The sequence below is a fragment of the Emcibacter sp. SYSU 3D8 genome (assembly GCF_039655875.1).
In the GTDB taxonomy this organism is placed as follows: Bacteria; Pseudomonadota; Alphaproteobacteria; order SMXS01; family SMXS01; genus RI-34.
The window spans coordinates 1,021,473-1,041,470 of record NZ_JBBYXK010000002.1 but is presented as its reverse complement, the minus strand read 5'-3'; the positions used below and the strand labels follow the sequence as shown (position 1 = coordinate 1,041,470).

At 64.6% G+C, this 19,998-nt stretch carries 20 protein-coding genes; 7 read left to right on the top strand and 13 right to left on the bottom strand.

The window, feature by feature from the left end; genetic code table 11:
- The first annotated feature begins 59 nt into the window (after positions 1-59).
- Entirely contained in the window at positions 60-593 is a 534-nt protein-coding gene (locus WJU21_RS10995; RefSeq protein WP_346323455.1) for a gamma-glutamylcyclotransferase, read from the top strand.
- Here WJU21_RS10995 and WJU21_RS10990 read toward each other — a convergent pair.
- The 5 genes from WJU21_RS10990 to ftsE all read right to left on the bottom strand — a co-directional run bounded on the left by WJU21_RS10990 (position 590) and on the right by ftsE (position 6,032).
- The gene (locus WJU21_RS10990; protein ID WP_346323454.1) at positions 590-2,902 is read right to left on the bottom strand and encodes an adenosylcobalamin-dependent ribonucleoside-diphosphate reductase; all 2,313 of its coding nucleotides are present in this window, start codon (positions 2,900-2,902) and stop codon (positions 590-592) included. The two genes, WJU21_RS10995 and WJU21_RS10990, sit on opposite strands and share 4 nt — an antisense overlap.
- A gap of 156 nt (positions 2,903-3,058) precedes the next feature.
- Entirely contained in the window at positions 3,059-3,781 is a 723-nt protein-coding gene (locus WJU21_RS10985) for a lysophospholipid acyltransferase family protein (RefSeq protein WP_346323453.1), read from the bottom strand.
- Positions 3,778-4,389 carry a YdcF family protein gene (locus tag WJU21_RS10980; protein WP_346323452.1) on the bottom strand — a complete coding sequence of 204 codons (612 nt, stop codon included), beginning with the start codon at positions 4,387-4,389 and terminating at the stop codon, positions 3,778-3,780. The genes WJU21_RS10985 and WJU21_RS10980 overlap by 4 nt, the downstream gene beginning before the upstream one ends.
- Positions 4,390-4,391: 2 nt before the next feature.
- Entirely contained in the window at positions 4,392-5,267 is an 876-nt protein-coding gene (locus tag WJU21_RS10975) for an FtsX-like permease family protein (protein WP_346323451.1), read from the bottom strand.
- 21 nt (positions 5,268-5,288) lie between these two features.
- On the bottom strand, positions 5,289-6,032 hold the full coding sequence (ftsE, locus tag WJU21_RS10970; RefSeq protein WP_346323450.1) for a cell division ATP-binding protein FtsE: 744 nt from the start codon (positions 6,030-6,032) through the stop codon (positions 5,289-5,291).
- Between the two features lie 284 nt (positions 6,033-6,316).
- Here ftsE and WJU21_RS10965 point away from each other — a divergent pair, with 284 nt between their 5' ends.
- Positions 6,317-7,099 carry a hypothetical protein gene (locus tag WJU21_RS10965; protein ID WP_346323449.1) on the top strand — a complete coding sequence of 261 codons (783 nt, stop codon included), beginning with the start codon at positions 6,317-6,319 and terminating at the stop codon, positions 7,097-7,099.
- An 18-nt stretch (positions 7,100-7,117) separates the two neighbouring features.
- On the opposite strand, the gene WJU21_RS10960 is transcribed toward WJU21_RS10965, so the two are convergent.
- Complete coding sequence (locus tag WJU21_RS10960; protein WP_346323448.1) at positions 7,118-7,984, bottom strand: methyltransferase domain-containing protein; 867 nt, start codon at positions 7,982-7,984, stop codon at positions 7,118-7,120.
- Between the two features lie 116 nt (positions 7,985-8,100).
- On the opposite strand from WJU21_RS10960, the gene WJU21_RS10955 reads away from it, so the two are divergent.
- The 4 genes from WJU21_RS10955 to WJU21_RS10940 are packed head-to-tail and all read left to right on the top strand — an operon-like array spanning position 8,101 to position 10,922.
- Entirely contained in the window at positions 8,101-8,937 is an 837-nt protein-coding gene (locus WJU21_RS10955; protein WP_346323447.1) for an alpha/beta hydrolase, read from the top strand.
- Positions 8,938-8,941: 4 nt separating this feature from the next.
- Positions 8,942-9,517: a histidine phosphatase family protein gene (locus tag WJU21_RS10950; protein WP_346323446.1), complete on the top strand. Its 576-nt coding sequence runs from the start codon at positions 8,942-8,944 to the stop codon at positions 9,515-9,517.
- Positions 9,518-9,576: 59 nt separating this feature from the next.
- Complete coding sequence (locus tag WJU21_RS10945; protein WP_346323445.1) at positions 9,577-10,119, top strand: VOC family protein; 543 nt, start codon at positions 9,577-9,579, stop codon at positions 10,117-10,119.
- Positions 10,120-10,145: 26 nt separating this feature from the next.
- The gene (locus tag WJU21_RS10940) at positions 10,146-10,922 is read left to right on the top strand and encodes an SDR family oxidoreductase (RefSeq protein ID WP_346323444.1); all 777 of its coding nucleotides are present in this window, start codon (positions 10,146-10,148) and stop codon (positions 10,920-10,922) included.
- Between the two features lie 57 nt (positions 10,923-10,979).
- On the opposite strand, the gene WJU21_RS10935 is transcribed toward WJU21_RS10940, so the two are convergent.
- Positions 10,980-12,356, bottom strand: coding sequence for an MFS transporter (locus WJU21_RS10935; RefSeq protein WP_346323443.1), 1,377 nt, complete (start codon positions 12,354-12,356; stop codon positions 10,980-10,982).
- A 136-nt stretch (positions 12,357-12,492) separates the two neighbouring features.
- On the opposite strand from WJU21_RS10935, the gene WJU21_RS10930 reads away from it, so the two are divergent.
- On the top strand, positions 12,493-13,167 hold the full coding sequence (locus WJU21_RS10930) for an EthD domain-containing protein (RefSeq protein WP_346323442.1): 675 nt from the start codon (positions 12,493-12,495) through the stop codon (positions 13,165-13,167).
- A gap of 31 nt (positions 13,168-13,198) precedes the next feature.
- On the opposite strand, the gene WJU21_RS10925 is transcribed toward WJU21_RS10930, so the two are convergent.
- The 6 genes from WJU21_RS10925 to WJU21_RS10900 all read right to left on the bottom strand — a co-directional run bounded on the left by WJU21_RS10925 (position 13,199) and on the right by WJU21_RS10900 (position 19,975).
- Positions 13,199-14,422 (bottom strand): CoA transferase, encoded by a 1,224-nt coding sequence (locus WJU21_RS10925; RefSeq protein WP_346323441.1) that lies wholly within the window; start codon positions 14,420-14,422, stop codon positions 13,199-13,201.
- Between the two features lie 147 nt (positions 14,423-14,569).
- Complete coding sequence (locus tag WJU21_RS10920; RefSeq protein ID WP_346323440.1) at positions 14,570-15,298, bottom strand: response regulator; 729 nt, start codon at positions 15,296-15,298, stop codon at positions 14,570-14,572.
- Entirely contained in the window at positions 15,289-17,319 is a 2,031-nt protein-coding gene (locus tag WJU21_RS10915; RefSeq protein WP_346323439.1) for a PAS domain S-box protein, read from the bottom strand. The genes WJU21_RS10920 and WJU21_RS10915 overlap by 10 nt, the downstream gene beginning before the upstream one ends.
- Complete coding sequence (locus WJU21_RS10910) at positions 17,316-17,873, bottom strand: type IV pili methyl-accepting chemotaxis transducer N-terminal domain-containing protein (RefSeq protein ID WP_346323438.1); 558 nt, start codon at positions 17,871-17,873, stop codon at positions 17,316-17,318. The genes WJU21_RS10915 and WJU21_RS10910 overlap by 4 nt, the downstream gene beginning before the upstream one ends.
- A gap of 79 nt (positions 17,874-17,952) precedes the next feature.
- A complete protein-coding gene (locus tag WJU21_RS10905) occupies positions 17,953-18,492 on the bottom strand; it encodes a VOC family protein (RefSeq protein ID WP_346323437.1) in 540 nt (179 codons plus the stop codon).
- Between the two features lie 205 nt (positions 18,493-18,697).
- Positions 18,698-19,975: an aromatic ring-hydroxylating dioxygenase subunit alpha gene (locus tag WJU21_RS10900; RefSeq protein ID WP_346323436.1), complete on the bottom strand. Its 1,278-nt coding sequence runs from the start codon at positions 19,973-19,975 to the stop codon at positions 18,698-18,700.
- Positions 19,976-19,998 lie beyond the last annotated feature (23 nt).

Here is a 19,998-nt window from a genome sequence, read left to right as displayed (position 1 = left end):
CTTTCCGTTTGCCTCTTCAACTTCGTAGGATAGCGGCCTCTCGAGCGCAACAGGAGACCATGGCGGAACAGGACAATCTTTGGGTATTCGGCTATGGCTCGCTGATGTGGCGGCCCGGCTTCGACTATCTCGAGGCGCAGCCGGCCAGGCTCCACGGTTTTCACCGCTCGTTCTGCGTCTATTCCTGGCATCACCGGGGAACCCGGCAGCAGCCCGGCCTCGTGCTTGGGCTGGACCGGGGCGGCTCGTGCCTGGGCCGGGCCTACCGGATTGCCCCGGAAAACGCCGGGGCGGTGGTGGACTATCTCGACGAGCGCGAGATGGTAACCGCCGTCTACCGGCCGGTTCGGCATGTGGTGCGCCTGCCCGGCCGCATGGTCGCGGCGCGCGCCTATGTGGTGGACCGCGGCCACCCGCAATATGCCGGCAAGCTGTCGCTTGAGGAACAGGCCCGCCAGATCGACGGCGCGCGGGGCGTATCGGGCGTCAATATCGACTATCTGGCAAGCACGGTTGCCCATCTGGACGAGATGGGTATCAGCGACGGTCCGCTGCACCGGGTATGGCGGCTGCTGGGCGCGCCTTCAGCCTAGCCGCACTTGGAATAGCCGCAGGAGATGCAGGTATCGCAGCCTTCCTGGCGAATGAGGGTCGGCGCGCCGCATTTGGGGCACGACCGCATGTGCGGCCGTTCCTCGTTGTCGCCGACGGCGAGCTTCATGCGCTCGGCCTCGGTGCTGAAGTCCTGTTCCTTCTTGATGAAGCCGATATCCACGAGGTGCGCCTCGATCACCTCGCCGATGGCGGCAAGCAGTGACGGCACGTAGTGGCCTTTCACCCAGTGGCCGCCGCGCGGATCGAACACCGCCTTCAGTTCCTCGACCACGAACGACACGTCGCCGCCGCGCCGGAACACGGCGCTGATCATGCGCGTGAGACCCAGCGTCCAGGCGTAGTGCTCCATGTTCTTCGAGTTGATGAAGATCTCGAAGGGCCGGCGCCTGCCGTCCTGGATCACGTCGTTGAGGGTGATGTACATGGCGTGGTCGCTGTCGGGCCACTTGATCTTGTAGGTCTTGCCAGGCAGCGCCTCGGGCCGGTCGAGCGGCCGGGTCATGTAGACGACGCCACCCGCCTCGTATTCGTCGGCATGGCGCGGCGCGGGGGAATCGAGCGGCAATTGCGGCTCGTCCGCATCCTCCTTGGCGGTCGCCAGCACCGAGCCGGTGATGTCGTTGGGCCGATAGGTGGTGCAGCCCTTGCACCCCAGGTCCCATGCCTTCAGATAGATGTCCTTGAAGTCCTCGAACGAGATGTCCTCGGGGCAGTTGATGGTTTTCGAGATCGAGCTGTCGACATATTTCTGCACCGCCGCCTGCATGCGCACGTGGTCGTCCGGCGTCAGGGTCTGGGCGGTCACGAAATAATCGGGCAGCTGCGCCTTGTCGCCGAACTGGCGGAGATATTGCCGGTAGGCATAGTCGCTGACCGTCTCCTCCTTGCGGGAGCCGTCGGGCATCAGCACCTTGCGGGTGTAGTTGAAGCTGAACACCGGCTCCAGTCCCGACGACACGTTATCGGCGAACAGCGAGATGGTGCCGGTGGGCGCGACCGAGGTGAGCAGTGCATTGCGGATACCGTGCTTGCGGATTGCCGCCTTCACGTCCTCGTCCAGTTCGGACACGCTGGCGCCGGCCAGATAGGGTTCGGCGTCGAACAGCGGGAACGCGCCCTTTTCCGCCGCCAGTTCCACCGACGCCAGATAGGCGGCCCGCTGGATCCGGCGCATCCAGACCCCGGTCAATTCCACCGCCGCCGCCGAGCCATACCGCGCCCGGCACATGATCAGCGCATCGGCAAGACCGGTGACGCCCAGCCCGATGCGCCGCTTGGCCGCCGCCTCGAGCGCCTGCTGCTCGAGCGGAAAGCGCGAGGTGTCGACGACGTTGTCCATCATCCGCACGGCGGTCGTCACCAGCGTGTCGAGTTCGCCGAGATCGACGCAGGCTTCGGGCGTGAACGGCTCCTTCACCAGCGCTGCCAGGTTGACGGAACCGAGCAGGCACGCGCCGTAGGGCGGCAGCGGCTGCTCGCCGCACGGATTGGTGGCCGCGATGGTTTCGCAATAATGCAGGTTGTTGCGCTGGTTGATGCGGTCGATGAAAATCACGCCCGGCTCGGCATAGGCATAGGTGGCGCGCATGATCGAATCCCAGAGTTCGCGCGCGGCCATGGTGCGGTAGACGGTACCGCCGAACACCAGGTCCCAGGTGCCGTCGGTCTTCACCGCCTCGATGAAAGCGTCGGTCACCAGCACCGACATGTTGAACATGCGCAGGCGGCCCGGGTCCTGCTTGGCCCCGATGAACGCCTCGATATCCGGGTGATCGCACCGCATGGTCGCCATCATGGCGCCGCGCCGGTGGCCGGCGCTCATGATCGTGCGGCACATGGCGTCCCAGACATCCATGAACGGCAGCGGACCGGAGGCATCGGCGCCCACGCCCTTCACCCGCGCGCCCTTGGGCCGCAAGGTCGAGAAATCGTAGCCGATGCCGCCGCCCTTCTGCATGGTCAGCGCGGCTTCGCGCAGATTGTCGAAGATGCCGCTCATGTCATCGGGAATGGTGCCCATGACGAAGCAGTTGAACAGGGTGACATCGCGCGCGCTGCCTGCGCCGGCGACGATGCGGCCGGCGGGCAAAAACTTGAACCCCTCAAGCGCCTCGTGGAAGCGCGCTTCCCAGTGCGCGCGTCGCTCCGGCGCCTCGGGCTCGGCAAGTGCCCTGGCGATCCGGCGCCAGGTGTCGTCGACCGACTTGTCGATGGGTGTGCCGTCCGGACTCTTCAGCCGGTACTTCATATCCCAGATCTGGGTCGAGATCGGTGCTGTCGCGCTCATCTGCCGTCCATCGGTTGGGGCAAGGATGATAGGCCGGAAAGGCCCGCGCGGCAACCTTCGTTCCTGTTATGTTTCCATGACGGGCGGCTGCCGGAAACGCCGAGAATTCAACGGCCTGTGGACTTATCCCCGCGATTCACCGGGCCGTTCATGCACTTATCCACAGAATCCGGATTCCTCGAGCAGCGCGGCGGTCGCGGTTTCGATGCGCTCCTCCATCTCGGCCATGAAGGCGCGGCGGTCGAGCCCCGGCTCGATCACCGGCAGATATTGCAAGGTTACGGTGCCGGCGTGCTTGTGCACCGTGTTGCGCCCCCAGAAGAGTCCCGAGTTGAGCGCCACGGGCACCACCGGAACCTTGAGGTGCCGGTAAAGCCCGGCGACACCCGGATGATAGTGGGCCGGCGCCCCCGGCGCCGCGCGGGTGCCTTCGGGAAAGATCAGGATCGGCCGGCCCTGCGCCACCGCCGCCTCGGCGGCTCGCAACATCTGGCGCATGGCCGACGAAGAGGCGTTGCGATCGATCGGGATCATCCCCATGCGGCGGCTGTACCAGCCATAGAGCGGGATGTTGAGCAATTCGCGCTTCATGACGATCGCCGGATCGCGCAGGCGCATCTGCATCACGATGGTCTCGTAGACCGACTGATGCTTGCAGGCCACGATCACCGGACCCTCCGGCAGGTTCTCACGGTCGCGCTCGCGCCACGTGATACCGACCACATGGCGGATCAGCCACTCGGCGCCCGTCGACCACCCGCTCTGCGCCTTGACCGCCCAGCGTGCCGGGCCCAGCAGCAACGGCACGAAGCCGATCACGGCGATGGCCGTCCAGATCCAGAGCAGCAGGTTGAACAGGAGGGATCGGAATATGGTCATGCGGCCGCCGGTGCCCCGGCGATCCGGTCGTAAACGTTGACCTTGAACCACACCACCAGGAGTTTGTTGAACTCGCGGGACAGGATACGGGCGGAAGCGAGGTCGCGCCACCACAGACCTGGCCGAATCCGCTCGCTGAACACCGGATGCGGCACCAGAACAAGGTCGGGTGCAACGCGCCTGATCTCGAGCAGGCTCCGCCTGATGTGGAAATCCGACGTCACCACCCGCAGCGACCGGTAGCCGTGCTTGCCTGCCCAGGCGGCGATTTCCTGGGCGTTGCCGACCGTATCGAGCGCCTCCCGGCCCACGTCGATGCAGCAATCGAAAAGTTCGGAATCGGTCTGGCTCTTGAGATCCAGGCTTTTTTTCAGGTCAGGGTCGTTGGTCCGGGCGTCGACGCCCGAGATCAGCAGCCGGCCACTGTGTCCCGCCGCCAGCAGCGCGATGGCCTGGTTGAGCCGGGATCCCGCGCCGGTCAGGACGACGATGCCATCGGTCTCCCGCAGATTGACGGGCGGTTTGTCCGGAATACTGCTGACGAACGCGGCAAATCCAATCAGCCAACCGGCGGCGGCAAGCAGCACGAAAACGACGAATCTGCGCATGATCAGTTCATGTCGGCCAGCGCGCGCATGACCGCGAACCGGGCCGTCAGCATGGTGAGCAGGCCGGCGACAAGCGGCAGGACGAGCAGGCTGACCAGCACTTCGGGCGGCGGCACCAGTTGAGGCAACAGCGCCCCCTCCAGCCGCTGGTTGATCAGGTGCACCACGCCCATGCCAGCTCCCAGCGCGATCAGGCCGATAACGGCGCCCTTGATTCCCACCCAGAGGAAGCGCCACTGGAACGCGCCGGCGATGGTGCTGTCCTTGGCCCCCATCATGTGGACGATCTCGACGGTCTCCCGGTGGGTCGCCAGGCCGGCCCGGGTGGCGAAGATGATGATGGCGACCGTTGCCAGCCCGACCAGGCCGACAATCATGCCGCCAACCCATTGCACGATGCGCATCAGCACCAGCAGGTCGGCCAGCCAGCGCTCGTGCGCGTCGACCCGCGCGCTGGGCGCCACCTTGACGAGTGCGGCGCCAAGCGCGGCCACATCCACCGGCGGCCCATCCGCCAGCCTGACGTCGATCAGCGCCGGAATCGGCAAGTCGGGTCCGACGTTGCCCTTGCCAAGCCAGGGCTCGAGCAACGCGGCGACCTGGTCGCCGGTCTCGGCCACCGCCGAAGCGACCCCCGGCGTCGCGCGCAGCGCCGCCAGCGCCGCGGCCACTTCGGTGTCACGTTCGGCCTTGTCCGGATTGATCACCTGCACGGTCAGGCTCTGCGCCAGCCCCTGGTGCCAGGTGTTCGCGGTCATCTGCAGGCCGAGCGCCACCAGCATGGCGAGGCCGGCGAGAAACACCATGACGGCGATCACCCAGGGCAGCAGACGCCCGTGGATGTTCTCGGATGGCAGGAATCGTATCTGTCGCAGCATGATATGGGTCGTGAAGACGGTTCAGTCGCGGGCGAAGCCGACCGCCTGAGGAAATTCCTCAGGCAGGCGGAGGGCATTCTGCAGGTCGTTCGGCGGATCGACGCCGGGCGCCAGTTGTACCAGTTGTCCGGCCTCCAGATGAAGCCTCGGCACTTCGATACTGTCGACAAGCCCCATGTCGTGGGTGGCGATGACCGTGGTGGTGCCGAGCCGGTTGAGTTCGATGAAGAGACGCAGCAGGCGCGCGGCCATCTCGTCGTCCACATTGCCGGTCGGCTCGTCGGCGAGCAGCACCGTCGGGCGGTTGATCACCGCGCGTGCAATGGCGACCCGCTGCTTCTCGCCGCCCGACAGGGTCGACGGCCGCGCCGTCATGCGCTCCTTCAGTCCGACCCAGACCAGCAGTTCCTCCACATAATCGCGGATCTCGGCCCGGCTCGCGCCACTGATGCGCAGCGGCAGCGCCACATTGTCGTAGGCCGTCAGATGATCGAGCAGGCGGTAGTCCTGAAACACCACGCCGATGTTGCGGCGCAGCCGTGGCAGCGCCTTGCGCCTGGCGGTGACGATGTCAACGCCCATCATCGAGATCAGACCGCGGGACGGGCGTTCGGACAGATACATCAGCTTGAGCAGCGATGATTTTCCCGCACCGCTGCGGCCGGTCAGGAAGTGAAACGAACCACGCTGGAGCTCGAAGGTGATGTCGCGCAGGACCTCATCGCCTGAACCGTAGCGCATTCCAACGTTGTCAAAGCGGATCATGCATGACACCCTAACGCATCGGCTTTGGACTGTCTCAGCAAAGTAGACGGGGTGGCACAGCTTATGCCGAAACACCCCAGGCTATTCAGGACGCCGGCGAGCCACACCTCTCTCACTATACAACCGTTCGTCAGGTCGCAACGCCTCCCATGATCATCACGTGCCCCCACTGCTCGACGCGCTATTCGCTGCCTCAGGACAAGATCAAGCCTGGCGGCCAGAAAGTGCGATGTGCGAAATGCGGAACCGCCTGGTACCAGGCTCCCGAGGAGCCCACTCCGCCGATGCCCGCTTCTGGCGAGGAGACGCCGCCGCCGCCCCCGCCGGCCTGGTCGCCGGCGGCGCCCGCCGAGCCGGCTCCGCCCCAGGTGCCGCCCATCGACGAGCTCGCGCCGGCCGCACCCCCTGCCGAGAGCGCAGCACCGGTCACACCCGCCGAGACCGCCAGCAACCTGCCGCCTGACAGTTTCGCCCAGTTTCACCGGCAGGCTTCCGTCGAGCAGGCCGGCAACGGCGCGGGCCGCAAATGGGCCATCGCGGTCATCGTGCTGGTTGCCCTGGCGCTGGCCGCCTTGGTGTTTTTCAGGCAGGAGGTGCAGGACATGACCGGCATCCAGCTGATGTCGGCGCCCCAGCCCGCGCCACCGGCCGCCGCCGACGTCGCGGCCCCGGCGACGGAAGCGCTGACGCCGCCGCCGCTGACCCTGACCTTCGAGGAAGTGGAATCCTCCATCGAGGAGATCGACGGCATCCGGCGGCTGATGGTCAAGGGCCTGATCGTCAATCCAGCCGATCACGAGCAAATGGTGCCGCCGCTGGCCTTCAGCATGCTGGACAGGTCGGGCGCCCCCATCGACCGATGGACTTTCGATGCCCCCGTGCGCGCCCTGGCGCCGCACACCACCACCCGGTTCTCGGGCCAGCGCGATACGCCGCCGACCACATTGCACGAATTGGTGCCCGGCTTCGACCTGCCCGAGACCCAGCCGTCGGCAATCGAGGCGCCGCCCGCTGCCGAGAGTGCCGCGGACACGGCTCAGCCGCCTGCGGCGACACCGCCGCAGTAGCGAAGACGTTTCAGGTCATCACTTCTTGGTTGCGGTGACGATCCACGCGCCGGCCGCCAGCATCACGCCGCGCTTGGTCTGATGGGATTCGAGAGCGGCACGCACCGTGGCGCGCGCCTGGTCGCGGACGTCGGACGGCGCATCCTTCAGCAGCGAGGCCGCAGGGCCCAGTTCCATGCTGAAGTCGACGGCGTCGTCGAGCACCTGCATGCCGCCCAGCACCACCTCGGTATCGAACGGCTCGACGGCAATATCGGTGAAGCCTGCCGCCGACAGGATGCCGCGCACCCGTTCCTGGTCCGCGAACGAGAACGGACCGGGATCCTCCGGGCCCATGGGCGGCGGCGGCGGCACCAGCGGAAGCACCGCCTGCATCTGGATCGAGACCCACTGGTTGCGCGGCAGCGCCTGCCAGCAGGCGAAGGCGAGCCTTCCGCCTTTGCGCAGCGCCGTGTGGACATTGCTGAACGCCGTCACCGGATGACGGAAGAACATCACGCCGAAGCGCGAGAACGCCAGGTCGAAGCTGTCGGCATGCATCGGCCCGGCTTCCACGTCGGCCTGTTCGAAGAACACATTTGTCAGTTCGCTCTGGGCGGCCATGTATTCGGCGCGCGCCAGCATGGGCTCGGAAATATCGACGCCGACCACCTCGCCGGTGACGCCGACCGCCATGGCCAGGTCGATGGAGGTGTCGCCGCAGCCGCAGCCGATATCCAGCACGGCCTCGCCCGACTTGACGCCGGCACGGCGGATCGCCTCGTCGCCGAATGGCTTGAGCATGAGGTCGAGCGCATTCTGGTAGCGAACGAATTTCTCTCCGCCTTCGCCATTCCAGAATTCGATCTGGTCGGCATTGGGGCCGGCCGCCGCGAGCTTTGACATGCAGTTCTCCTCGGACGCGAGAGTGGCGATTATGGGGTGGGCGGATGGCGGACGCAACACAGTGGACGGGTTCGCCGCACCGCCATACAAATGACCCCGAGGGAGAAAGCCGCGTCATGAAAACGGGAATGGTCACCAGTGAGGATGGCACCCACCTGTTCTACCGGGATACCGGAGGCCAATTGCCGGTCGTGGTGCTGATCCACGGGTTCCTTCAGAACAGCCTGTCGTGGCAGCGGCAGTTCGCCGACGAAGATTTGTGCGCGGCGTTCCGGCTGATCGCCTTCGACCTGCGCGGCCACGGCCGCTCGAACAAGCCGGAGGCGCCCGAAGCCTATCTTGACTCCGCGCGCTGGGCCGACGACGTCGCCGCCGTGCTCGACGAACTGGGCATCGAGAAGGCCGTACTCGCCGGCTGGTCCTATGGCGGCTACGTGATCGCCGACTATCTGCGCAAGTTCGGCACCGGGCGCCTGTTCGGCCTGGTGATGGCCGGCACCAGCCTGTGGCTGGGCGGCGAGAACTCGGTCCGCTTCCTGGCGCCCGAGATCGCCGCGATATTTCCCAGGCTGGTGTCGAGCAAGCCGGAGAAGAACATACCGGCACTGGAGGCATTCACGCGCAACCTGACCGCCGAGCCGCTGCCGGAATCGCTGCATTACGAATGCCTTGGCTATACCGCGGTGGTGCCGCCGGTGGTTCGCTTCAACATGCTGCGCCGGGCGGCGGACAACACGGCCGTGGCACGCGACGCGCATCTTCCCGTGCTGGTGCCGCATGGCGATGCGGACAGGCTGATGCCGCTCGCTTCCGGCCGTCACCTCGCCGACTCCTTTCCGCAGGCCCGGCTTTCGGTCTATGAGGGCATCGGCCATGCGCCGTTCCTCGAGGCGGCCGAGCGTTTCAACAGCGAGTTGTTCGCCTTCGCGGACGCCGCGTATTTCCAGGGATGAATCCATGAGCAAGCCAGTCCGCCTTTATCTGATCCGTCACGGCCAGGCCACCGGCGGCTGGGACCAGGACATGGATCCGGGCCTGAGCGAGTTGGGCTGGGAGCAGGCCAGTGAAGCCGCCGCCAGGCTGGAGCATCTGGGCGCGCTGCCCGTGATCTCCAGCCCCATGCGCCGAACGCAGGAGACCGCCAGGCCATTCACCACCCAGTGGAAGAATGCGGCGCGGATCGAGCCGCGCATTTCCGAGATTCCATCGCCCAGCGAGGACCTGGAGGCGCGCAAGGAATGGCTTGCCGGCGTAATGGCCGGCACCTGGAGCGACCCGGCGGCCCAGAACGCCGGCGGGTACGACCTGAAGGCGTGGCGCCAGGGTGTCATCGAGGCGATCCGCGAGGTGCGCGAGGACACGGTGTTCACGTCGCACTTTATCGCCATCAACGTGGTGGCGGGCCACCTGCTGAGCGACGACCGGATCGTGGCTTTCCGGCCGGACAATTGCTCGATCACGGTCGTCGAGAACGATGGCGGCACGTTGCGGCTGGTCGAGCTGGGCCACGAAGCAGTGACGGAAGTCAGGTAAAGCCCATTGCCAAACGCCGCCGCTCCGGGCTTGAATGGCGGTCCATCGGGGAGATGACCATGACCGAACGCAAGGGAATGCCAGGACTGCGCGGCGTCGAGCATATCGGCCTGACCGTGCCCGACTTCGACGAGGCTTATGACTTCTTCGTCAACGTGATGGGTTTCGAGCCGTTTTACCGCCACGGCCCGTACAAGGGCGACTGGATGGAAAGCACGCTGAATGTGCACCCGGACGCCGAGATCCGGCGGGTGCAGCAGCTGTGCGGCGGCGCCGGCCTGAACATCGAGCTGTTCGAATATGCCTCGCCCGACCAGAAGCGGCAGATGCCCCGCAACACCGACTGGGGCGGGCACCACATCGCCATCTATGTCGACGACATCGACGCCGCCGTCGACCACCTGAAGGCGCACGGCGTGCGGGTGATGAAGGGGGGCGACCCCGGCCCCGAGATCGCCAGCGGCCCCGAGGCGGGCGCGCGGTCATGCTATTTCCTCACCCCGTGGGATTTCCAGATGGAGTTGATCTCCTATCCCCGCGGCAAGGCCTATGAGAAGGACTACGAAAGCAGGCTCTGGGATCCGCGGAATCCGGGACAGTAGAAGCGCAAGCAATCGAGGAGGAAATCTTGGCGGGACGTGTTGAGGGCAAGGTCTGCATCGTCACTGGCGGTGCCATGGGGCTGGGCGAGTCGGATTGCCGGCTGCTGGCGCGCGAAGGCGGCAAGGTGATCGTCGCCGACATCGCCGACGAGAAGGGCAAGGCGCTGGCCGCCGAGATCGGCGCCGAATACTACCACCTGGATGTGACGAAGGAGGCCAACTGGGTCACCTTCCTTGCCCATGTGAAGGACAGATACGGCAAGCTGAATGTGCTGGTGAACAATGCCGGCATCGTCATTCCCGGGACCGTGGAAACCTGCACCGAGGACCAGTGGCGCGCGGTCAACGCGGTCAGCACCGACGCCACCTTCTACGGCATGAAGCACGCCATCCCGCTGATGCGCGAAAGCGGCGAGCCCTGCTCGATCGTCAACATGTCGTCCATCGCCGGCATCGTCGGCGTGCCCTATGTGTTCGCCTATGCGGCAGCCAAGGGCGCGATCCGGCTGATGAGCAAGGCGGCCGCCGTCCACTGCGCCCAGAACGGCGACAAGATCCGGGTGAACTCGATCCATCCGGGCGGCATCGTCACGCCCATGACACAGGCGGTCGGCAAGCAGGTGGCCGAGGCCATCGCCAAGGACCCGCGCAACAAGCCGTCGGTGCGCGGCACCACGCCGGGCGAGCCGGACGACATCGGCTACATGGTGCTCTATCTGGCGTCCGACGAAAGCAAGTACACCAACGGCGCCGAGATGATCGTCGACAACACGGTCACGTCCATGGAAGGCATCGTGCCCTAGACGGCTCCCGCGGCGAGGTAAACCGCCTCGCCGCTGGAATACATCACCGGCACTGCCCTATTCAGCGACCGCCGGCACCATCCGGCGGCGTTCCTCGAGTTGGGCGCGCACATCGGCGTGCACCTTCTCGGTGATCGGGTAGCGCCAGGCAACCAGGCCCGCGCCCAGGAAGAAGATCGACGGCACCAGCGCAAACATGATCTTCAGGCCTTCGATCTGATCGGGCCCGTTGGTGAACACTTTCGGATCGAAACCGAACCACGCCAGCCCCATCAGCGCCAGCCAGGCGGCGAACGACGATGCCGCCTTCTGCGCGACAGACCAGACCGAGAAATACAGCGCCGCCCGGTCCTCGCCGCTGCGCAGCGAATCCACGTCGATGACATCGGCCTTCATGGAATTCGGCAGCGCAGCGAATGCGCCTGCGGCAATACCCGAGGCCATGGTCATGGGCAGCATCCACCAGAAATCTCCGGGGCCCAGCAGCATGTAGAATGGATTGGCCAGGCTGATCAGCACGAAGCTGAAGATCCATGCCTTGTGCTTGCCCACATGGCGCGACAGCCAGACCCAGAACGGCACCGCCGCCATGTTGCAGATGTAGAATGCCATGAGCATGTAGATGCCCATTTTCTCTTCACCGACCACATGCCGGATGTAGAACAGATAGAGCGTCGTGGTGATCGAAAGCGCGGTGAAAGCGACCAGAAAAGCCAGCACGAGCCGAAGGAACGGACCATTGGCGAACATCAGCTTAATGCCCTTGCTCAGGGGCATGACGGAGCGGACGTAATTCTGCTTTTCGGGAACCTGGGTGACCGTCAGCAGGATGCAGACCGGCACCAGCACCACCACCATGATGCCGACCAGCTTGAGGGTTTCGCCGGTGCCTCCGTAACCGAAGACGAGCAGCGCGAAGACCGGCAACGTCTGTGCGAGGAGCTGGCCGACGACGCCCGCCATGGAGCGCCAGCCGGTGACGACCGACCGCTCGTGGAAATCCTCCGTCAACTCGGCCGCCCAGGCATAATAGGGGATCAGCAGCATGGACCAGCCGATCCACATCAGCATGATCCAGCCGGTCAGATACCAGATGGTCGCATCGGGCGGCGGCAGGAAGAGCATGTAGAACGAGATGGCGAGGACCGGCGCGGACGCCAGGATCCAGGGACGCCTGCGGCCCCAGCGAGACTGGCTCCTGTCGCTCAGCCAGCCGATGACCGGATCGACCAGCAGGTCGAGCAGCCTGGTGACGAGCAGCACGTTGGCCACCATCACAAGATCGAGTTTCAGGTCGCTGGTGTAGAAGTTGGGCAGGAATACGGCCAGCGGTATCAGCGCCATCATCACCGGCATGTCGGTGAGCCCGTAAAAAAAGATCGTCTTCTTGCTCAGTGGCTCGCGCGGCTTCGCCGCAGTATCCGAATTCGACATCGCGTTTCTCCCCGGTAACAACAACTTTGACGAGAGGTTGACGGAATGCCAAGCGAAACCGGCGTTGCGCTTGCACAGGTGCCTGTTACAGTCCCATGAAGGGCGTCCGGGAAGGCGCCCCGCACAGGGGACGACGATGATCAAGACTTTCGGAATGCTGCACAAACGCGGCGATATCACCCAGGAGCAGTTCCACGCCCACTGGCGCGGACCCCATGCCGACCACGCGGTGAAGCTGGTACCGGTGATGCGACGCTACGTGCAAAATCACCGTGCCGCCAAACCCTATCCGGGGTTCCAGCCACCCTCCGACGGTTGCCCGGAAGTGTGGCTCGATTCGCTGGAATCGGCGCAACGCCTGACCTCCATGCCCGAGTACATGACCGGCGCCTTCATCGACGAGCCGGCATTCATGCGAGTTCGCTCGGACGGCGTGCTGGTCCACGAGAAGGTGATGATCGAAGGCCCCAGGCTGGCCAGGGATGCCCGCCCGGTGAAGGTCCTGTACTTCCTGAAGCGGAACCCCAGGGTTAGTCACGCCGCGTTCCGGGAATTCTGGCTGGAGCGCGACGCCCCGATGTTCTCCGGCGGCAAGCACCTGCAGCGTTGGGTAAAGTCGCCGGTCGTTGGCGAGGCCTATGTGGGCACCGAACCGCTCTACGACGGCGTCGAGGAACTGTGGTGGGCCGATAGCGCCGCCCAGGAACAGGACGCCAGCGCCCCCGCCGACCGTACCGTCGAGAACTTCGTCGACCGCAGCGCAACCCGCGCCATGTTCGTCGACGAGAACCGGGTGGTCTGGGAGGGTTGAACGGCCCCCAGGCGTCGAGAGGCCGCGCGCCTCAATCCGTGGGCGCCAGATGATGCAGGGCGCCTGACGCCTCGAGTTGGGCAATCCGGTCCGGTGACATGCCCGCCTCCAGCAACAACTCACGGTTGTGCTCTCCAAGGCCGGGCGGGTCCCTGCGGACCGAGGCGGGCGTCGCCGAAAACTTTACCGGCTGGCGCATCGACCGCCAGATGCCTTCCGACGGATGCTCGCGCTGTTCGAAGAAGTCGACGCTCGAAAGATGCTCCTCGGTCTTCAAATCCTCGACCTGGTTCACCCGCATCACCGGTATGTCCAGATCGGACAGCAGCGTCATCCATTCGTCGCTGGTCCGGGTCCCGGTGACGTCGGCCAGCAGGCCGTAGAGTTCGCGGAAATGCCGGGCGAGACCGCCCATGGTCTGAAGGCGCGGGTCGTCGTCGGCAATGGGAATACCGCCGAGCCGCAGCGCAGCGCGCCACTGGTCGGTCGAATACGGCATGATGCAGATAAACCCGTCCTTCGTCCGGTACGGCTTGCGGTTGATGTTGATGATCCGGTGATAGCCGTAATCGCCCTGCGGCGGCTCCCAGGTATGCCCATTCATGTGTTCGATCATCAGGAACGACGTGAAGCTCTCCAGCATGGGCACCTCGACGAACTGCCCCTCGCCGGTACGTTCGCGGTGGAACAGGGCGGCGAGCGTGGCGTAGGCGGCGTGCAGGCCGGTGGTCTTGTCGGCCGCCAGCGTCGCGATGTAGCGCGGCTCCTCGTCCGGGTCGATCAGCCGGTTGAGGCTGACCGCGCCGGCGGCCGCCTGAACGATGTCATCATAGGCCGGGCGGCCCGCATAGGCGCCCTCGCTGCCGAAGCCGACGCAATGGACGTAGACGATGTCGGGCTTGATGGCGCGGACGGCGTCATAGCCGAGACCCAGGCGCTCGACAGCCTCAAGCCGGACATTGTGCAGAAACACATCGGCGGTCCGGATGATTTCGACCAGCGCCTCGAAGGCGCCGTCCTTCTTCAGGTCGAGACACAGCGACCGCTTGTTGCGGTTGCAGTTCATGAAGATGGGCGAGAATCCCCGATGGGCCGACGGGCCGGCCCAGCGTGTCATGTCCGCCTTGGGCGATTCCACCCGGATCACATCGGCACCCAGATCGCCCATGATCTGCCCGGCATAGGGCCCGAGCAGCACCGTCGACATGTCAACCACCCGGACACCGTCCAGCGGCCCGCGCTTGGGTTCGGCCATTATTCCCCACCTCAGGCTTGTTGTTGCTCAGAATATTGCCGGGTTGGCGCATGCAGACAATGCCTCATGTCCGAATCCCGGCTCGCCAGGCCGGCACGCCCGCGCCATCCCGATTCCTGCTTGAGGGCCGGCGAAGGGCCGCGCGCGCTATTGTGCCGATACCGGGCGGGCTGGGATGAACGACCGTGACGAGTTCTCGCGCGTCAGTTCCAGCACCCAACGCCTGTCGGCCTGGTCGAGATACAACAGTTCGATTCCGCAAAGTCCCTCGCCGTTTGATGTCCATCGCACGACGCCCTGGCCACGAAGCGCATGAGCGTCGGCCTCGAACTCCAGATCCAGATTCAGTTCCATGTCGTCCTGGACAGGCTGGTCGATCCGCATGCAGAAACCGCCTCGCCCGAAGCCGATCATATGCCGCTCAAGGGCGTCCGAAAGACTCGGGAATTTCTGCCGTAAGGTCTGCTCTGCCGGAATGTCATGGGGCTCGCTCCAGAGTTCCTCGCGGTCCGCCAGGCACTGCTGAAGCTTGGCGATCAGGGGCTTGCGCCTGATCGGCTTGTGCAGAAACTCCTCGACACCCAGGTCGAACGCTTCGCGGTCGGAAAGATCGGCAAAACCCGAGACGAAAATCACCTTGATCGTATACCGCTCGACTTCCTTGAGACGTTTCGCGAGCGCTATACCATCCATTACCGGCATTCTGACGTCGGACAACACCAGATCAATGTGGTGCGCCTGCGCAACCTCCAGGGCCTCCGCGCCGTTCGACGCCGAGTATACCGTCGCGCCCTCGCGCCTGACCCAGTCAGCGAAAATTTTCTGCAATGCCGGTTCATCATCGACGACCAGAATTGCCGCGCCCTTCAATTGCATGATTTCTGACCTTCTTTCATTCGCGACAGCACCAGCGTGAAGCAGGTGTGTCCGTCCCGCTCGCCCACCTCAAGCCGGCCGCCATGCTGCTGGGCAATCGTGCTGGAAAGGCTCAATCCCAATCCGGTGCCCTGTCCGACCGGCTTCGTCGTGAAAAACGGCTCCATGATCTTAGCCTTGATATCCTCGCCGATACCCGTTCCGCTGTCGACGACCCTGAATTCGACCGTGTCTTCAAGCATATCGACGTCGAGGCGTACCCAGGCATGCGGTGCGTCCGCCACCACGGCGTCAAAGGCGTTCTGGAGCAGATTGAGCAGCACCTGGGATACCTGCACCTCGCGGCAGACGATCATGGCCGAGGAATCGATAACCGGGACGTCGAGGCGGATAGAGTGGAGCTTGTACCGCTCGGCGCAGAGCGCCAGCGTGCCGTCCACGATCGATCGAATGGACGCGGCGTGCATGAGATCGCCCTCGCCCTCGCGGGATATGTGCCGCATGCTGTTGACGATCTTGCTGGTCCGGTCGCACATCTCGCCGATACGTTTGGCATTCAGGGCCAGTTCCTCGACGTCGATGTCGTCGTCCTCGACCATGTCCTCGATGTTTTCGGCGGACGCGCTGATGATCGCCACCGGATTATTGATTTCATGGGCGATGCCGCCGGCCATCGAGCCGATCGCGGAGAGCCGCGCGGAGGACACGATGCTCAGGCGGTGCGCCTCCAGTTCCTCTTCCAGCCGTTTGCGCTCGGTAATGTTCTCGATCATGGCAAGGGCGTAGGAAACACCGCCCGCCATGTCGCGAAGCACCGACACGGTCAGGTTGACCCAGATAATGCCGCCGGTCTTGACGAAATAGCGCTTCTGGATGTCGTAATGGTCGATATCGCCGCGGAACACCTGCTCGGCGAGATTGACGTCCGCATCCAGATCGTCGGGATGGGTGATATCCTTGAACGTCAATGCATAGAGTTCCTCGGCGGAATATTCCACCATCTGACAGAGCGTCTCGTTGACGGACACGAAGCGCGAGGAGGTATCCACCAGCGCGATCCCCATCGGCCCTTCCTCGAAAATGCGCCGGAATCTCTCTTCGCTGACCCGCAACGCCTCCTCATCCTCCTTGCGGCGGGTAATGTCCTGCACCAGACCGGTCATCCGGACGGCCTCGCCCTGATCGTCGTACAGGGCGCTGCCGCGGGCGGCGATATTCCGCACGGCACCGTCCGGCCGGACAATCCGGTATTCCAGTTGGTAGGGCTGGTAGTCGCGGATCGCGGCACTGACACTCTCGGTCAGCCGATCCAGGTCGTCGGGGTGAATCAGCGCGCGGAACGCTTCGTTGCTCGGCGTCAACGCGGCATTGATGCCAAAGATCTGCCTGAACGCATCCGACCACTGGAAGTCGTCATCATCGATCTTCCAGTGCCAGACGCCGACGCCCGAACGCTCGGTGGCCAGGCGGAGATATTCGTCCCGTGCGCTCTGATTCTCCCGTTCCAGTTCCCTGTCCGCAACGTCGCGAACGCCGGCCAGCACCAGCCGGCCTTCGCTGGTCTCCAGCGGGCTGAGGCGGACTTCCGTGGCAAACTCGCGGCCGTCGCGGGCGCGGCCGACAAGCGCCCGGTCAACCGTGAACGGACCATTGGCAAGCTTCTCGATGAATCCCGGGCGTACCGCGCGAAAGTCGTCGAGCCGGTCGTCCGGCATCAGGGATTCGATGCTTCGTCCGACCAACTCGTCGCGGCCATAGCCGAACAGCCGCTCGGCCTCGGCGTTGGCGAGCAGGATCTCTCCGCCGGCCTGCATCACGAAGGTGGCATCCGGCACCGCGTCGAGCAACGCGGCGAAATTATGCTGCGCGACGGCCTCGCGTTCCTCGTCCCGCTTGTTGAAATCGCGGCCAAGGGACCGAAGCAGCGCATTGTTCCGGAACAGCGACGCGACCACCAGCGCCGTTTGCGCCAGCAAGGCCAGGAGAAACGCCGCGAGCAGCATCCATTGAACGCGCTTCAACGATTCGAGGCTGGAATCGGCTTCTTCCTGGAACAGCGTGACCCCATGGTCCAGCCGCGCGAGAAGCGGTGCGATGGACGCGCTGGAGAAATCCGCCTGCAGCTCTGCCGTTGGGCCGTCTGCGGCCCGGCGCGCCTGCGCGATGAATGTCCGGACTTCGGTGTCGGCAGCATCCGGCGTTTCGAAAAAGTAGCGCTGGAGCGACGGCTGAAGACCGCCATCGCCCCCCCGCCGTCGCCTTTGGTCAGCGCCAGATGCGACCGTTCCATGAGATCGGCGGCCTGCAGGATCCGTTCGCGCACCGCGGCATTTCCGTCCCGCAATTCCGTGACCATCAGGGCGATCTGCTGCGACAGCATCCGCTGCCGGCCCGCCATGTTGATGGTTGCAGCCGCATCCCGCTCCTGCTGGATATGGATGTTCAGCAGCATGTAGGCGGCGGCGACGGCGACCGTGATGACGAGCATCGAGAGCGCGAAATAGCTGACGCGGACCGGCAGCCGCGTGGTAGCCCGCGCCTCACTGGTTTCGCTATTATGCACTGGCTCAATCACGGTCGATAACTGCCCCCACCTGTATCATAGGGTGCAACCAGACGGGCGGCTAGGGGTCCGGTTCGGCCAGAGCCGGCGGCTAGGCCTTCGGCGGCGTCCAGTCCCGGACGCGAATGGGATCCGTCTTGCCATCCCACGCCTCGTGCAGGTCTTTCCATTCCCTGAACGAGGCGCGGACCTGCGGGTTGTCCTGGTACAACTCGACGAAACAGCCGAACAGGTGGCGGGCGTCCATGTAGGAAACGCGGGCTGACGAAAACAGCTCGGTCACCGCCGTACAGCCCGCCTTCTCGAACCGCCGCTTCTCCTCGTCGATGTCGGGCACCAGGATGGCGAAGTGGTGGAAGCCCTGCTCGCCCTTCCTGAACATGTCGCCGTAACAGGAAGGCTCGTCGTTGTGGACCTGGATGAGCTGGATGTGCGCTGGCCCGGCCTGGCCAAAGGCATAGGATACGTCGACGTCGCACGGCTTGCCGCGATAGACCGTGTCACGCGACTTGTGGTGTGGCATCAGGAAGAACGGCCCGGCCCCCACCAGATCGACCCAGCGCATGCACGCCGCCTCGATGTCGTCGACCACATAGGCATATTGTTCGATCGGATAGCGGATCAGGCTCATTGTCGTCTCCCCGTTTGGACTGGAGCGGTTGCAGCTGCGCTGAACCACTCCGCACGTGCCGTCGCAGCTTTCCTGGCTGAAAGCGCTCCGAGCCAGACTGTAGGGGAAATCGGCTGGCGCCGGAAAGCCATCCGGCGGGGTCCGGCCCAAAAATGCGAAACGGGCGGCGGATCGCGCCGCCGCCCGTTGCCGTGATGGTCCGGCCTTATTCGGCGGCCATGGCCTGCTGCTGGCGCAGCCGCTCGTTGGTGTCGTTGGGATGGATCCACTCGTCACCGATCACCGGCTCGGCGCGCAAATTGGCCGGCACCATGTTCGCGCCGATGGTCTTGTCGATATTCTGGTGCATATGGTAGATGCGCGCCTCCTGGTAGCACAGCGGCACCCCCTTGAACGCCAGACTGTCCACCGACTTCTGGATCCAGTCGCCGAACTGGGTGTCCTCGGTGATCACCACGTTGAAATACTCGATCTGCTGGCGCCACACGTCCGGGACCGGACCGGTGCCCCAGTCGGCGGCGAACCAGCGAATCTCGTATTTGGTTTCGCGCATGTTGACCGGCCAGAAATGCAGCACCGGAAACAGAACCGGCCCCAGCGGCGACACCCAGTTGGGCTCGATATGGTACGACTGCGTGCAGGTCCGGCCGATCTCGCCGACGGTATCGATCTCCGGCAGGCCCTGGCCGGCCTGCGCGTAGCCGGACTTCCTGTTGGCCACCCGGTTCGGTGCGACCATGCGCGAATGGCCATGCGGATACAGCGTGTTCACGTTGCCGCGGTAGTCGAGGCTGGGATCCACCGTCTGCGGGTGGATCGACTTGACGTGATAGACCTCCATGTTGGCTTCCATGGCGATCTTCCAGTTGCAGTGGAGATCCCACACATAATGGTCGACCAGCCGCAGGTTCTGGAACTGGAACTCCTGCAATTCGTCGTAGATCGGGCCCATATACTCGCGCAGGCTCGGCGCATCCTCGTTGAAATTCACGAAGATCAGCTTGCCGAACATCTCGGTCTTCACCGGATAGAGGCTCCGGCATTCCATGTCGAAATCGACGAAGTCACGGCGGTCACGCATGCCGACCAGCTCGCCCTGGTGATTGTAGGTCCAGCCGTGATAGCCGCAGACCAGACCGTGCTCGGCGGTGCCGTATTTTTCGGTCACCACCGGCGCACCGCGGTGACGGCAGGTATTGTAGAACGAGCGGACCTCGCCATCCTTGCCGTGGACGATCACGACCGGCTGGCGCGCCATTTCCCACAGCATGTAATTGCCGGGCTCGGGAATCTCGTCTAGGGTCCCGGCCAGCATCCACACCTTGCTCCAGTAGTGCTTGTTCTCCAGTTCGAAGAATTCGGGGTCGTTGTAACGGCCCGCGGGCAGATCGGGGAACTTGGGGAACCCTTCCGGCGGCGCCTTGCGCTTGAACTCGAAGTCGATCTGCTGGCGGATATCCCGAATCTGCTCTTGAGTCAGCATGTCATGGTCTCCTGGCTGGGTAT